Source organism: Kouleothrix sp. 19917 (assembly GCF_057073505.1).
In genome coordinates, this window is the sequence record NZ_CP097100.1 from 531,158 (window position 1) to 544,420 (window position 13,263).

General features: G+C 63.6%; 15 protein-coding genes and 1 pseudogene. 5 read left to right on the plus strand and 11 right to left on the minus strand.

Annotation, left to right across the window (positions count from 1 at the left end):
* Window positions 1-14: 14 nt before the first annotated feature.
* From M1P90_RS37490 to M1P90_RS37540, 11 genes and pseudogenes are all read right to left on the minus strand, one after another.
* Window positions 15-623, minus strand: coding sequence for a peroxiredoxin family protein (locus M1P90_RS37490; protein ID WP_483705124.1), 609 nt, complete (start codon window positions 621-623; stop codon window positions 15-17).
* An 84-nt stretch (window positions 624-707) separates the two neighbouring features.
* Window positions 708-1,511 (minus strand): alpha/beta fold hydrolase, encoded by an 804-nt coding sequence (locus M1P90_RS37495; protein ID WP_483705126.1) that lies wholly within the window; start codon window positions 1,509-1,511, stop codon window positions 708-710.
* Window positions 1,512-1,552: 41 nt separating this feature from the next.
* Window positions 1,553-2,266 (minus strand): QcrA and Rieske domain-containing protein, encoded by a 714-nt coding sequence (locus tag M1P90_RS37500; RefSeq protein ID WP_483705128.1) that lies wholly within the window; start codon window positions 2,264-2,266, stop codon window positions 1,553-1,555.
* 40 nt (window positions 2,267-2,306) lie between these two features.
* Window positions 2,307-3,269: a WD40/YVTN/BNR-like repeat-containing protein gene (locus M1P90_RS37505; protein WP_483705130.1), complete on the minus strand. Its 963-nt coding sequence runs from the start codon at window positions 3,267-3,269 to the stop codon at window positions 2,307-2,309.
* A gap of 56 nt (window positions 3,270-3,325) precedes the next feature.
* Window positions 3,326-3,586 (minus strand): annotated as a pseudogene (locus M1P90_RS37510) (peroxiredoxin family protein); the annotation flags it as partial.
* Window positions 3,587-3,596: 10 nt separating this feature from the next.
* Window positions 3,597-3,974 carry a redoxin domain-containing protein gene (locus M1P90_RS37515; RefSeq protein WP_483705132.1) on the minus strand — a complete coding sequence of 126 codons (378 nt, stop codon included), beginning with the start codon at window positions 3,972-3,974 and terminating at the stop codon, window positions 3,597-3,599.
* Between the two features lie 225 nt (window positions 3,975-4,199).
* A complete protein-coding gene (locus tag M1P90_RS37520; protein WP_483705134.1) occupies window positions 4,200-4,853 on the minus strand; it encodes an SCO family protein in 654 nt (217 codons plus the stop codon).
* Between the two features lie 37 nt (window positions 4,854-4,890).
* Window positions 4,891-5,364, minus strand: a complete 474-nt coding sequence (locus M1P90_RS37525; RefSeq protein WP_483705136.1) for a DUF2933 domain-containing protein — start codon at window positions 5,362-5,364, stop codon at window positions 4,891-4,893.
* A 249-nt stretch (window positions 5,365-5,613) separates the two neighbouring features.
* Entirely contained in the window at window positions 5,614-5,778 is a 165-nt protein-coding gene (locus M1P90_RS37530) for a hypothetical protein (RefSeq protein ID WP_483705137.1), read from the minus strand.
* An 11-nt stretch (window positions 5,779-5,789) separates the two neighbouring features.
* Window positions 5,790-6,767: a M56 family metallopeptidase gene (locus M1P90_RS37535; RefSeq protein ID WP_483705139.1), complete on the minus strand. Its 978-nt coding sequence runs from the start codon at window positions 6,765-6,767 to the stop codon at window positions 5,790-5,792.
* Window positions 6,767-7,237 (minus strand): BlaI/MecI/CopY family transcriptional regulator, encoded by a 471-nt coding sequence (locus M1P90_RS37540; RefSeq protein ID WP_483705141.1) that lies wholly within the window; start codon window positions 7,235-7,237, stop codon window positions 6,767-6,769. Before M1P90_RS37540 ends, M1P90_RS37535 begins: the two co-directional genes overlap by 1 nt.
* A gap of 1,077 nt (window positions 7,238-8,314) precedes the next feature.
* On the opposite strand from M1P90_RS37540, the gene M1P90_RS37545 reads away from it, so the two are divergent.
* The 5 genes from M1P90_RS37545 to M1P90_RS37565 all read left to right on the plus strand — a co-directional run bounded on the left by M1P90_RS37545 (window position 8,315) and on the right by M1P90_RS37565 (window position 13,262).
* Complete coding sequence (locus M1P90_RS37545) at window positions 8,315-9,460, plus strand: M23 family metallopeptidase (RefSeq protein ID WP_483706089.1); 1,146 nt, start codon at window positions 8,315-8,317, stop codon at window positions 9,458-9,460.
* A gap of 52 nt (window positions 9,461-9,512) precedes the next feature.
* Window positions 9,513-10,088 carry a TlpA family protein disulfide reductase gene (locus M1P90_RS37550; protein WP_483705142.1) on the plus strand — a complete coding sequence of 192 codons (576 nt, stop codon included), beginning with the start codon at window positions 9,513-9,515 and terminating at the stop codon, window positions 10,086-10,088.
* Window positions 10,089-10,856: a prolipoprotein diacylglyceryl transferase gene (locus tag M1P90_RS37555; RefSeq protein ID WP_483705144.1), complete on the plus strand. Its 768-nt coding sequence runs from the start codon at window positions 10,089-10,091 to the stop codon at window positions 10,854-10,856.
* A 183-nt stretch (window positions 10,857-11,039) separates the two neighbouring features.
* Window positions 11,040-11,492 carry a c-type cytochrome gene (locus tag M1P90_RS37560; protein WP_483705146.1) on the plus strand — a complete coding sequence of 151 codons (453 nt, stop codon included), beginning with the start codon at window positions 11,040-11,042 and terminating at the stop codon, window positions 11,490-11,492.
* Window positions 11,493-11,582: 90 nt separating this feature from the next.
* Window positions 11,583-13,262, plus strand: coding sequence for a spermidine synthase (locus M1P90_RS37565; RefSeq protein WP_483705148.1), 1,680 nt, complete (start codon window positions 11,583-11,585; stop codon window positions 13,260-13,262).
* The last annotated feature ends 1 nt before the right edge of the window (window position 13,263 follow it).

Here is a 13,263-nt window from a genome sequence, read left to right on the forward strand (position 1 = left end):
TGCGGGGCCGCAGCTCATTTGGCGCCCCCTTCGCTGCCGATCGCTTCGTCTACGATGTCCAGCACGTTAGCCGCGCTCATCTGCTGACCAGGCCGCACTCGTACTGCGCGGACGATGCCGTTCGCGTCGATAACCACAATCGCGTTCGCATCTACCGGGCCTGGATGGCGCTGCCGCAAGTGGTAGACGCCGTAGGCTGAGCCGACCGGGTGCTGGTTGACCGTTGGCCCCTCGGAAAGAAGCGGGTAGGCCAGGCCGAGCTCGGCGGCGGCTGCACGCTGCACGGCCGGAGTGTCTGCTGATACCGCGAAGACCGCAGCTCCATACGTATGCAGGTCCGGCAGCGCAGCTTGGAGGGCGCGAAGCTGCGCGCGACAGAAGTCGCACTGGACCGACGGCACAAAGGCTAGTATGAGGGGCCGTCCTCGCGCCGCTGCGAGCGACTGGATACCGCCGTTCGTCGATGGCAACGAAAAACCAGGTGCTACCTGTCCAACCTGGACGAGCGGTGTCCGTGCTGAACGTTCCACAATGACGCCGGCGACAACCAGCAGGGACAGAGTAAGGGTTGCCACTACCAGAATCAGGCCACGTCGGCGTTGTGCACGCGTATCGATGTGCACCTCAGTATTTCCTCAGCCCGGCAGCGCTAACAGATGAGATGTCACAGGTCCGAGCATGCCCACTCGCACCATGTTTCATGTGTCTCAGGCCGGTTGCTGTAGAAAGCGTACCAGCTCGCGTGCGACAGTGTCACTGTGCGTGAAAATCAACCGATGGCCGGCATCAACAGTTTTCAGCCAGACATTTGGAAGCCGGTCAACGGCGCCGATAACGTTGCCGATTGGAGCAATCGTATCTTGCCTTCCCTGTACGATGAGCACTGGCTTGCGAGTGTCACGGAGTAACGCATCCGCACGCAACTGGAAGATGACGTGATTCAGTGTCTTCGAGTACGAGGTCCAGGTGTGGCGCAGCGCGTCGCGCGAGACGACCGCCGGCACATCGGGGGACAACGCGGGCGCGACGGCCATCAGGAGGGGTCGAAGGTGGCACATGACCGCGCAACCGATCCGCGCGAGCGGGGTGTCCAACGCCAGCCAGCGGTTGAAGAGCGAACTTTTCCCGATGATCTGGCGCGCCTCTTGCTCGCTGTGATACCAGGGGAGCGCAAACAGCGCGATTTTCCCGGCCTCCGCTCGGTAGCGGTTCGCGTAGGCAAGCGCAAGCAGGCAGCCCATGGAATGGCCGGCCAGGTGCGCCGTACCCACCCCCAATGAGTGGAGCGTACGGTGGATCGCGCCGAGGTGATCATCGAGCGTATAGTCGATAGCGGGCTTTGGCGAATGGCCGAAGCCGAGCATGTCCAGCAAGACCAGCCGGTAGCACTGGCTGAGCGCCTGAAAATCATGGTTCCAGACCTCGTGGGAGCCGGTGAAGCCTGGCAGAAATACGATTGTCTCTGAATGGCCAGCTCCTAAAACCTTTGTATACAGTTTCGAGGATGCCATATCGTGTGCCCACTTCTTGGCCAGCGTCGCCACCACCATGTTTAGGAATGTGGCTGCCCCAGCACGCGCTGCCCGGTATTAACAACGATAGTGTCGTTGACAACTGTCACGCGAAACTGATCCAGGTTGCGCGGCGCCGGCCCGCGGACATACTGAGAGTCGCGCTCATAGGTCGAGCCGTGGCACGGGCAGATAAACCGATGTTCGGACGCGATATACGGAACCAGGCAGCCGAGGTGCGGGCAGACCTGGTAGATCGCCATGATGTTGGCGGCATTGACGCGGCCGTCCTCATCGGGCACCGGCTTCAGGCTCGCGTTGGGCGGCACTTTGGCGATGTAGAACTTGCCGTCCGCAACCAGGAGCGGCGGGTCGCCCTCCGTGAATATGCTGGCCTTCTGCTCCAGCGTGAAGATGCCGCCGAACGTGCCGGCCTTGATGCGCGGGTAGGCGAAGCCGCCCGCTACCGGATAGATCTTCTCGCCGGTGTTCTCGTCGACATCCGCCGCGAATCTGAGTACCGACCCAAGGAGCGGGTCGGCCGACGGATCGGGCGCGGTCAGGAAAACGATCCCGGCGACCGCCAAGAGCGCCGCCGAGCCAGCCATCGCGACGGCCAGGAACTCGCGCCGGTTGGTGCCTGCGGCCTGCTGCCGGGCCGCGAGGAGCGGCTTGTGCATCCCGGCTTTGGCAGCGATAGCGTCTGCATCAGCCTGAGAAATCACCCGGCGCCCCGCATTGCGCAATTCTGCCATAGCGATCCTCCTCATCGCCGCATTCGCTCCCACGCCGGCCTCACTGCGACGCGCCCCAGCTCTGGCCGCCATCCTCGCTGCGGTAAACCAGCCCCTGCTGGCCCTGCACACTGATCGCCAGGATGACATTCGGCTGCGATGGGCTGACCGTGAGGGCAATGGCGTTGTCTCCGGGGAAGGCCAGCTTGCTCCAGGAGGCGCCCGCGTCAACGCTCTTGTAGAGGCCGCCATCAACACCAGCATAGATTGTCTGTCGCGCCGATGGATCGATCGCGAGCGCATACACGCCGCGCGCCGCAAGCCCGTTTGTCGCGGGCACCCAACCGCGACCGCCATCGGCGCTCCGCAGGACACCAGCGCTCATACTACCAGCATAGATCGTCTCTGGGCTGCCGCCGGCCGCGGCGAGCGCCATCACATCACCTGGCAGACCACCGAGTGGCTGCCACGTCCGTCCACCATCGCCGCTCTGAAAGCCTCCCTGACCGGCAACGAGGGCGTAGAGGCGGTTCGAATCGTCCGGACTCATCGCAAAGCCATGAATATCGGTGCCTGGGAGGTTATGCTTGACCGGCTGCCAGGTCTTGCCGCCGTCTGCGCTCATCTGGAACACGTCGTGGCCGGCAAGGTAGATCGGTCCCCCGTTGGCGCCGCTCACGGCCAGGCTCATGGCGTCGAAGTTCGGGCGATCGACCAGTGATGTCCACGTACGGCCGCCGTCGTCGCTGCGCATGATGCCGTTGTGGTGGCCGAAAAACACGGTGTTCGGATTACTGTGGCTGAAGGCAAGGGCGTGAAAGTCACCAGTTCGGAGTGTCGCGATAGCGCCGCCGGTTTCACTGCCTCCCCGCCGTAGTGAGATTCCGACCGCGACAATCGCCACGAGAACCAACAGGAATCCGATAATCAGGACAAGCCTCGATATCCCAATACGACCACTCCCAGTCGTGCGACCACGCGTGCGGGCACGACGCGCCCGCGACTTGGTGGTTTGATCTGCCATCACATTACTCCTACGCGATAGGAAAGCGTTTCGTTGAACCGGCACAACGCAGCCGTTCATTGCAGGAGCTCGCCCACGAACTGGTCGATCTGCTCGCCGCGCATGGCCCCGATGTGACGGCGGACGATGATACCCTTCCGGTTAACGAAGAAACTCATTGGGAGCCCGCGCAAGCAATACTGGTCGTGCGCGACCGCCCCGGTCTCGTCGAGAAGCACTGGGAAAGTCATGTTGAATTCCTTCACGAACGCCTGCACATCCGAAACCGAGTCTTGAAAGGTCATGTTGATTGCCAGCACAACCAGGCCATCCGCTTTGTGCGCCTCATTAGACGCGCACGAGGTCGGGCATCTCGACGCGGCATGGCGCGCACCAGCTTGCCCAGAAGTTCATCAGCACCGGTTTGCCCTGGAGACTGGACAGCGTGACCTCGCCCCCGTCGAGGGTTTTGAGGGTGAAGTCTGGCGCCTGCTGGTCTACCGCCGGAGCAACCCCACCACCAGTGCTGCTGGCGGGCTGTTGAGCGACGAACGCCGCCGGATCGAGAACCGCCGGCCCAGAATCGGAGCGTGCGAGCCGACTCGCCAGCAACACGCCGGCACCGGTCATCAGTGCGACGAGCATGGTCACCAGGACAGCCAGCCGCAAAGCTCTGGGAATTCCCTGCCGTTCATGGCGGTGTTCAGCCGGACTCTGTTGGTCCATACGGTTACTCGTTTTGTCACACCGTGCGCTTCCGCTGATCGGCGGCGCTGAATCTTCGCAGGGAGGCCTGGCTCCTCACGATGGCAGCACGGCTAGCAGCAGATACAGGAACGTATCGTTCAGCCCTGCCAGCAGGAACACCAGGCCAGCAGTGTGTTGAGGATGCTGAACCAATCCTGTGCAACCCTGCCCATAGGCTCCTCCGGTGCCCTCGTACCGCGATCATCAGCCTACCAGCCCGCGGATGTCGCGCACAACGCGTTCCAGATCAACCTCCTGCCCGTCATAATAGGCTCGGATGCGCCCCTGCTTGTCGATCAGGACGAACCGGCCGCTGTGCATGACCTCATATTCCGTGTTCGTGGCGGCACCATTGTCATCCAGGCTGCGCGTAGCTGTAGCTGGCGGCAGCGCCTGCACGCCGAGGCGGAAGCCCTCCACGATCAACGGCTTGACCGTGTCCTCTGGTCCGGTGAGAAAGCGCCAGGTATCCGGGTCGGCGTTATGCCGTTGGGCATAGTTCCGCAGCACCAAAGGCGTGTCGCGTACCGGGTCAACGGTGAAGGAGAGCAGTTGCACATGGCTGCCAAGGAGCTGCTCCTGGCGCAGGCGATTCTGGAGTCTCTGCATCTGGACTGAGAGCAACGGGCAAATATCGTTACAACTCGTGTAGATGAAGTTGGCGATGAGGACCTTGCCGCGGAACATATCCGAACTGACTGGCCGCTCAAGCTGATCGGTCAGCGCGAACGCCGGGGCAGCCCCGAAGTCACCGACCGCATCGGGGAGCTGGCCCTGGCTTGGGACACCTGACCTGATAGCAGCCAGGGCCAGCAAGAGCAAACCCGCCACAAGGGTGGCGCTCCAGCTCATCACCATGAGCGGAGTTCGTCGTTTCGGTAGCCAGTTCATGCGTCTATCGCTCGGCTTCCAGTTCAGCGATCTCGCGGGTAACGGCCGAGGGTTGCGCCCGCAGTTCCGCCAGGCGCTCATCGGACATGCTGGCGTGCGCCGTGCGCTGCTCCTGCCCAGGCAGGGTCGCGCACTGCCCACCACCCATGCCACGCATCATCAACAGCATCGAGAGCGGGCAGGCCAGCACGACCAGGATCGGCACTGCCGCCCACACAAGACCCGGCGTGATGGCCCAGATCCCCAACCCCACCGCCGCCAGCCCGGTGACGACCTTCCAATTCAGACAGATGTGGAAGCCGCTCATCGAGCTCTGCGGTACACCGTTCGAGGGGTGATCGGTGTCAGTGGGGGTGATGTGTGTCTGGCGCACCTGGTCGGCCGACTGATCCTTGTTCCCCCGCATCATCAACCACATCATCGCGCCCATCATGACCGGACAGGCCAGCAGCGGCAGCAGTGACAGAATATACGCCATGGTTTGGTCCTCCTCGTTTACGATATGTCGGTTTAATAGCCAGTGTCAACCGGGCAGCCCCGGTGTCGGGAGCTGATGCGCTGATAAGGTGTCTGTCAGATCTGGCGTCAGCCGTACACCCAGCGCACTTCCTTCCACTGATATAGGTACGATGAAAGCTGGTACACCAGGCGCAGAAAACCAGCCGTTGTTGGATGATTCCGCCCAGGCTGACGATATAGACGCCAGGTGGCGAGCAAGCCACTTTCTTCACTGGCCGAAAGACAAGGCGGCATGCGTCCTCCCAAATCCGATCCAGGTGCGCAGCGGCCCGAAACCGAGCGCGATGACCGCAAGCAGGAGCAGGGCAAGCACAGCACACGCAATGCCGATCGTGGTTCCCATCTCGGGCGCGAGCAGGCGGCATCCTGGCATCAATCACTCATTCATACGAACACCCTCCAGAGCGGCGCAGCCGGGCCACAGCCCATGGGTGCCAGCAGTACGGCCACGTTCACGGCCTGAAGGGCCACAAGCCCAGCCAGTCCGGCGACGCCGGCACCCAGCGCAAACAGGCGGGTTCGCGGCGCACCTGGGCTGGCTGGGGGCGCATCAAGCAATCGCGTGATACGGCCTTCGATCGCCTCGCCCGCCCCCAGGAGCGACAGCGCCGTACCGATGCGCGGCCCTTCGAGGGCCTGTTGCCAGACCTTGGTGAGCGCACTCGCCAACGCCAGTGGCCGACGCGTCACCCCGACCGCCAGTTCATCGCAGGCCAGCTCTTTCTCGTGCTGGAGCTGGCGGTAGGCTGCCCAGCTCGTCGGCAGGTAGCAAAAGGCGTCGCGCAGCACCGTCGCCAGCCAGATCACGAAATAGTCGCGCCGCGCCACATGCCCGATCTCATGAGCCAGGACCGCCTCCAGCTCGCGCCTATCCAGCTGCCGGACCATCCAGGTCGAGAGGAGCACGGTCGGCCGCCACAGCCCATAGGTGAGCGCCAGTGGCCGGTCATAGGAGCATAGCCGCACCTGCGGCCGTGCCGCCCCCAGCCGCTCCGCGAGGGCATCAGCGACCGCCTGGAGCTGCGGCTCCGCTGGCACACTCCGGCGCGCCATTACCCACGCCAGGAGCACAAGCCGGATCATGCCCAGGGCAAGCCCGCCGAGCGCAATACCTCCCATAGTGAGTGGTAGCGCCACACCAAGCGTATAATCCCACGTCGGGGCGCTCATGAAGCATGCGCGACCGACGAAATGGTGCAGGCCGCCCAGTCCCAGCGTAAGACTCACAATCGGCGCAACCAGGATTACGAGTTGCATGTCGCGCCGCAATGCCCACCCGCCCAGGCGCCGCAGCAGGCCGAGCGCCAGCGCGCTGCCGAGCAGCACCAGCAGCAGGCTGGAGAGACCAAGCAGCGTATGCACTATGTGCCCTCCTCTGTCGCTCGCCGGCGCGCGATCTTGTCGAGCAGTTGCCGGGCCTTTGCGGCGACTTGCGGGTCCGCGATCGTGCTCAGACCATTGAGCGTGGCGCCGGCGAAGTTGACCAGCAGGTTCTCGAGCATGTGCTCGACAAAGCGAGAGACGAACTCCTCCTGGCTGAAGTTCGGGTAATAGATGTAGGCTTGATCCTGCTTCTCGGTGCGGAGCAGCTGTTTCTTGGCTAGGCGAGTCATGGTGTTCATGACCGTGGTGTAGGCGATGCGCCGGCGCTCGTCCGTAGACGCGAGGAGCCGCCGTTCGTATAAGACCTCGAAGATATCGCGGACGGTCGTGCCCTGATCGAGCGGCCGCGCCCAGATCAGTTCCATAATTTCGGCCTCCAGGTCGCCCAGCACCTTGCGGATGCCGGGGCGATCGGGATGCACCACGCTGAAGTCAAGCTCAACCGTCATCACTGTCTCCGTCAGCAGCATATCCTGAGCCGTCAGGAGGCCCATTCCTACAGTGTAATCGCGTCGTATCCTGCGAGGACGCTGCCCCAATATCCAATGTAGAACGACTGCCATCCTCCTGGCTCGGACGCACCAGTACCAACGACGCCACCACTCTAGCGCACATCTCGCTCAATTATACATACGAGGGTACGCTTGTCAAAGGTACCATTGTTAATGGTATAATGATAGAGGAATTGCTGTCAATAAGTGGAACTGGCGCTCATATCACGCTCGTCGGGCTGCTCTGGGTGCGCCGGCGCTCTAACGCTGCACGTGGCGTAAGCGAGGCCCTGGGCTGCGGGAAAACAGCCTCTCGAACAGAGCGGATCATGGACGAAAGGATAGATGATTTGGAGCGTCCAGCAGATATCTCTAAGGCCGCTCGCAATGATCCGCTCATTAACGGCGCGCTCATTGCGCTTGGGACGCTGGCTATAGTAGACAACATACTGGCGCACTGGCTCTTGGGGCTCCATCGTGCGGTGCCGGGCGCCTGGGCTGTCTACGTGGAAGTAGGCCTGGTGGCACTTGGCGCCGTGCTGCTCAGCCTGGGACTGTGGCGGGAAGTCCGGGCGCGGCGCCGCTGAGTCAATTTGTACACCGAACCTTTGGAAAGTAGACTGAGAAGGCGGTGATCATCGGCGGCTTCATAATCGGCTTCTGCGTGCTGCATGGAAAGATTCGCGAGCGCTACGAGAACTGGAATCGGCACATCGTCTAAGTCAACGGGAGGCAAGTGATTTTGGCAGTGCACGTGATGTCATGGGCTGTGGATTGACGTGCTGGCGCAAATCCCACACATATGAAGCAAAAGCCACACTCTTGACGCGATCAGAAGGGCGCAAATCGATGATATCAGGATTCTTTTGCACCCCCGCCCGCTTGCAGTACACTATAGGCCGCTGAGGAACAAATTCGCAGTTGGCGTCGCGCAATGCCTGCGTGGACGGCAAGTTCCTGATAGAATCGATGACCGATCGACAGTATTGGACATACAATCGAGATGGGAGCACAACGATACGCCTCGGGCTAACGATGGCGATTGCGCTCTTGGCGCTGCTAGCGTGCAGCACGACCTCGACATCCGTATCGGACAGTGGCGCGCCAACAGCTGGCGTTTCGGCATCGTCCGGACTCCCGACAGCAGTCGGGAGCCTGCCAACGTCGATTGCGACGTCCTCTACCGTTGCGCCAACGGAAAACCGTGCTCCTTCGCCCACGTTGCCCGCTCCGAGCGCGTTACCGTCCACGCCAGCGCCGGCGGCTACCCAGGCCATCTACCCAACCCCCCTGTACCGCTACCCAATCGGTGCACCTGGCCGCCCGCTCGGCGATGGATTCGTTATTCGACACAGCTACGCCGCGGAGAACACCTGGTTCAATCCAGGCTGGTGGCACACCGCCGAGGACTGGTACGCGATCGAAGGCACCACGGTGGGCGCGCGCGTCTACGCGGTCGCTGATGGTGACGTGGTCTACGCGGGAGCGAACTACCCTGGACGAGTCGTGATCGTCCAACACACGGATGGCCTGTTTTCGATGTACGGGCACCTCGATCCGGCGCTGGCTGTCAAAGCTGGTCAGTGGGTTTCACGCGGCAGTCTGATTGGGACGGTCGGGCCGGATGCCCCCAGGGCGCCAGGGCACCTGCACTTTGAGATTCGTACCTTTCTGACCCAGCGCGAGGTCAACGGCGCGGCGCCGCGCTACGGCTACCGCTGTGGCGTGAACTGCCCGCCCGGCCCCGGTTACTGGCCGATTGATGCGCCCGACCACCCCAGCGACCTCGGCTGGCGTAACCCGACCCACGTCATCGCCGGGCGCGCGCTCGCCTCCGACGCAAGCGGCGCGCTTGGCGAGGTCGTGGTGGCCTCCAGGCCGGCCTCATCCAGCGTCACGCTCTGGTCGGCACCGCCCGGCAGTGACGAGGCGCGGCAGTCGTTGGGCGATCTGGAGCTGCGGCCGGACGAGCAGTTCCAGCTGCTTGGTGTTCGGGCGGGGCCAGAAGACTCGCGGGGAACCAGCGCCGAAGCATACGGGCTCTGGTACCGCATCCGGCTCCCTGATGGCCGCGATGGATGGGTGGAGGCCGTTGCGCCATCTTCGGCTGAGACAGGCTCCGATGGACGGCCGTCGAGCATCGCGTTCAACTTCTTTCCATTTACCACGGCGGCGCCGTAGTGGGCGGCGGTCGGATTAGAACGCTGACAGGACAGATACAAAGGATACGCTGATGATCGTCTTAACCCGCCGCCAGTGGAACCTGCTGTTCGCGGGCGTGCTGCTGGCGGGCAGCCTCTTCATCGCCGCGACGCGCGTGGGGCCATCAGGCGGAGCCGCCGCGCCGGCCCGGTCGGTCAGCGCCGACACCACACCGGCGCCACTGCCCGACCGGCCGGCGCCGGATTTCACGCTGCCGGCCCTGGATGGCACAAGCGTCATGCTTAGCAAGATCAAGGGCCAGGTGGCGCTGATCAATATCTGGGCGACCTGGTGCCCGCCCTGCCGCGCCGAGATGCCGACGATCCAGGCCACCTACGAGCAGTACCGCGACCAGGGCTTCACCGTGCTGGCCGTAGACGTACAGGAAGACCCGCGCACGATCGCCGCGTTTATGCGCGAGTACAAGCTGACGTTCCCCGCGCTGCTCGACCTGGATGGAACTGTAAGCCAGACCTACCAGGCCTACGCGCTGCCGTCGAGCTTCTTCGTGGATCGCAAGGGGATCATTCGCGCGGTCTACCGCGGGCCGATGCCGCGCACCGTGATCGCTGGCACAGTCGAACAACTGCTGCAGGAAGGCGCGTAGATGTATCCACTGGTGCAAATCGGGCCATTTCGCCTCAGCAGCGGCGGTCTGGTGCTGCTGCTCTCGATCCTCGTGGGCAGCTCGCTGCTGTCACGCGTCGCGCGCGCCCGCGGCGGCGAGCAGCTGGCGAAGCAGGCTGATACCTGCTTCTATCCCGTGATGATCGGCGCAGTGCTCGGCGCGCGGCTGTGGTACGGGCTGTTCAATCTGGACCTCTATGGCCGCAACCCGGCCCTGTTCGTCGCGCTGCGCGTGAGCGACTTCACCTGGCCGGGAGCGCTGCTGGGAGGGCTGTTGGCCGGCTATGTGTGGTGCCGCTGGAACGGGTTTGATGAGCTGAAAGTGGCCGATGCCGCCGCGCTGACGCTGCCTATCGTGCAGGCGATTGCGAGCGTCGGGCTGCTGCTCAGCGGCGAGGCATTTGGCATGCCAACCACGCTCCCCTGGGGCGTCTCGCTGTTTGGAGCTACTCGCCACCCGACACAGATTTACTTTGCGCTTGCGGCGCTGCTCAGCCTGTTTGCGCTGCGACAGCTGGCGCGACGGTCGCTGCAGGTGGGAGCACTCGCAGCGATGTACCTGGGCCTGCAAGGGCTTACGCTGCTGCTGGTCGAGGCGCTACGCGCCGATTCGCTGGTGCTGCCTGGAGGAGTACGTGTGGCGCAGGTCTTTGGCCTGGGGCTGCTGCTCTATGCGCTCTACTGGGTACGGCAGCATCCCCTGACCGCTCCGCAGCCGCTGCCGGCGGGGTCGTCGGCGGAGCTTTAGAGGCAGCTAGACCACAGCCTATCCATCCCAGTGCTCGGCGCTACCTGATGCTGTCCGATCGGGCATCGCAGGGGTACGTCAGCCTCGCCGGTTCGGACTGCGGCATGTGTTTCTCGTACGTTGTTCAGCGGGGGTGGAGGTGCGAAGGTGACGGAGTCTCATGAGATGCCGCGCGGCAGGGGCATGCGAATCTTCGTCGCCAGCCTCATCGCGGCGCTGGTGGTTGGTTTCGTCGCGCTGAGTCTGCGCGGCGCGGCCCGAACCGGCCGCGCCAATCCAAACGACGTCCGGCAGGTCGCGCTTGGTCAGCAGGTGTATGCCGCGCGGTGTGCCAGTTGTCACGGCGTGAACCTGGAGGGTCAGCCGAATTGGAAAGAAGGGCCGCTGAACGGACCGCGCCCCGCGCCGCCACACGATGTGAACGGCCACACCTGGCACCACGCCGACGTGCTGTTGTTCGACATCGTCAAGCGTGGCGGGCAGGCGGCCGTGCCGTCGGATTACCAGAGCGGCATGCCGCCTTTTGGTGGCGCCCTAAGCGACGATGAGATCTGGGCGGTGCTAGCCTACATTAAGAGCCGCTGGCCGGCGGACATCCGGGCCGCACAGGAGCAGGTCAACCAGCAGACACCGTAATGCCATCGCCGCACGAGGCGGCCAGCCCTAAGGCCGCGAGATCGTGAGCCGCGGCGGCGTGTTGTACAACCCTGGAAGGACGAGACACCATTGGAACGTGAATCAGCAACACAATCCATCCCGGCACAGCGCGATGTGGTCGTACGCTCAAGTCGTTTTCTGCTGCTGGTGGTCTTCTTCGCGGGCATCGGCACCCTGGGGATCGAGATGGTCGCCTCCCGGCTGCTGGCCCCCTACTTCGGCACCTCCCAGCCGATCTGGGCCGCCGTGATCGGCTTGACGCTGGTCTATTTGGCGATCGGCTATCGCCTCGGCGGTTCGCTCGCCGATCGCCGACCCGACGAGCGGACGCTCTACCAGGTGATCGTCTGGGCTGGCCTGTTGACCGGATTCATCCCGCTCCTCTCAGCCCCGATCCTGCGCTTCGCCCAGCAGGCGCTGGCGCAGTTCCTGGTCGGCGGCTTCCTGGGCGCGCTGTTCGGCGTGCTCGTTCTGTTTTCCCTGCCGGTCATCCTGATGGCGATGGTCAGTCCGTTCGCCGTCCGGCTCCAACTCAAACGGGTCGAGGCCGGTGTGGCGGTAGCTGGCAGTGTGGCCGGCGCACTGTCGGCACTATCGACCGTCGGCTCGATCGTTGGCACGTTTCTGGCCGCACTGTACCTCATTCCAGCGATCGGCACCACCCGCACGATCTACCTGATCGCCGTGTTCCTGATCATCACGGGCCTGCTCGGCCTGCGCGACTGGCGCTACCTGCTGCCGCTGCTGATAGTCGCCGGCCTGTTCTACTATACGACGGCGACGCGCGACAGCATCAAGTCGGCCGATTGCTTAGGCTGCGTGCTGGTCGCTGAAGAAGAATCGGCGTACAACTACCTCCAGGTCGCCACGCGGGAGACGCCGCGTGGCATGACGGTCAACCTGATCATGAACGAGGGCCAGGCGATCCAGTCCATCCGTAACACGCGCTTCGAGGAAACCGGCGATCCGCTGGATCTACTGACAGGCGGCGGGCCGTGGGATTACTTTGCCGTGGCGCCGTACTTCGTGCCGGATCGAGATCCTTCGGCGGTGGCGAGCCTGGCAATGCTCGGCTCGGCCACCGGCACGGTACCGGCGCAGTTTCTCGCGACGTACGGCCCGCGAACGCGGATCGACGCGGTGGAGATCGACCCGCGTATCATCGCGCTCGGCCGCGAGTACTTTGGTATGCGCGACAGCGCGGTCGCGACTGACTATCCGAACTACCGTGTCCACGCGCAGGACGCGCGTTACTGGCTGACGACCAATCAAGGGGCGTACGATGTCATTGGTCTGGACGCCTACCGGCAGCCGTATGTGCCGTTTCACCTGACGACCGTCGAGTTTTTCGAACTCGTCCGCTCGCGACTGACCCCCGACGGCGTGGCCGTGGTGAACGCCGGCAAGGGGGTCGGCGGCGACGACCGGCTGGGGCAGGCCCTTGCCAGCACCATGCGCGAGGTCTTTCCACAGGTATTCATCATCGACACCGCCGGCTTCGCCAATCAGATTGTCGTTGGGGTCAACCGGCCGGTGGGTGATGGCGTGGCGAATTTTCAGGCCAACTACGCGCGGATGCAAAACCCCACGCTGCGCGCAGTGATGGATTGGTCGCTCCGTCTAGGCTCCGCGCCGATCCGTGAGTTCCGCATTGAGACGGCGCGCTACGCCCCCTTCACCGACGACCGCGCGCCGGTCGAGCAGCTAATCGACACGCTGATCTTCGATGCGGCGCTCGGTAAGCAGTGAA

What these genes read in the sequence shown, in the direction of transcription:
- M1P90_RS37495 (WP_483705126.1), bottom strand. Translation starts at nt 1,511, where the DNA reads ATGGCATCCTCGAAACTGTATACAAAGGTTTTAGGAGCTGGCCATTCA.
- M1P90_RS37500 (WP_483705128.1), bottom strand. Translation starts at nt 2,266, where the DNA reads ATGGCAGAATTGCGCAATGCGGGGCGCCGGGTGATTTCTCAGGCTGAT.
- M1P90_RS37505 (WP_483705130.1), bottom strand. Translation starts at nt 3,269, where the DNA reads ATGGCAGATCAAACCACCAAGTCGCGGGCGCGTCGTGCCCGCACGCGT.
- M1P90_RS37515 (WP_483705132.1), bottom strand. Translation starts at nt 3,974, where the DNA reads ATGGACCAACAGAGTCCGGCTGAACACCGCCATGAACGGCAGGGAATT.
- M1P90_RS37520 (WP_483705134.1), bottom strand. Translation starts at nt 4,853, where the DNA reads ATGGTGATGAGCTGGAGCGCCACCCTTGTGGCGGGTTTGCTCTTGCTG.
- M1P90_RS37525 (WP_483705136.1), bottom strand. Translation starts at nt 5,364, where the DNA reads ATGGCGTATATTCTGTCACTGCTGCCGCTGCTGGCCTGTCCGGTCATG.
- M1P90_RS37530 (WP_483705137.1), bottom strand. Translation starts at nt 5,778, where the DNA reads ATGCCAGGATGCCGCCTGCTCGCGCCCGAGATGGGAACCACGATCGGC.
- M1P90_RS37540 (WP_483705141.1), bottom strand. Translation starts at nt 7,237, where the DNA reads ATGACGGTTGAGCTTGACTTCAGCGTGGTGCATCCCGATCGCCCCGGC.
- M1P90_RS37545 (WP_483706089.1), top strand. Translation starts at nt 8,315, where the DNA reads ATGGCGATTGCGCTCTTGGCGCTGCTAGCGTGCAGCACGACCTCGACA.
- M1P90_RS37550 (WP_483705142.1), top strand. Translation starts at nt 9,513, where the DNA reads ATGATCGTCTTAACCCGCCGCCAGTGGAACCTGCTGTTCGCGGGCGTG.
- M1P90_RS37555 (WP_483705144.1), top strand. Translation starts at nt 10,089, where the DNA reads ATGTATCCACTGGTGCAAATCGGGCCATTTCGCCTCAGCAGCGGCGGT.
- M1P90_RS37560 (WP_483705146.1), top strand. Translation starts at nt 11,040, where the DNA reads ATGCGAATCTTCGTCGCCAGCCTCATCGCGGCGCTGGTGGTTGGTTTC.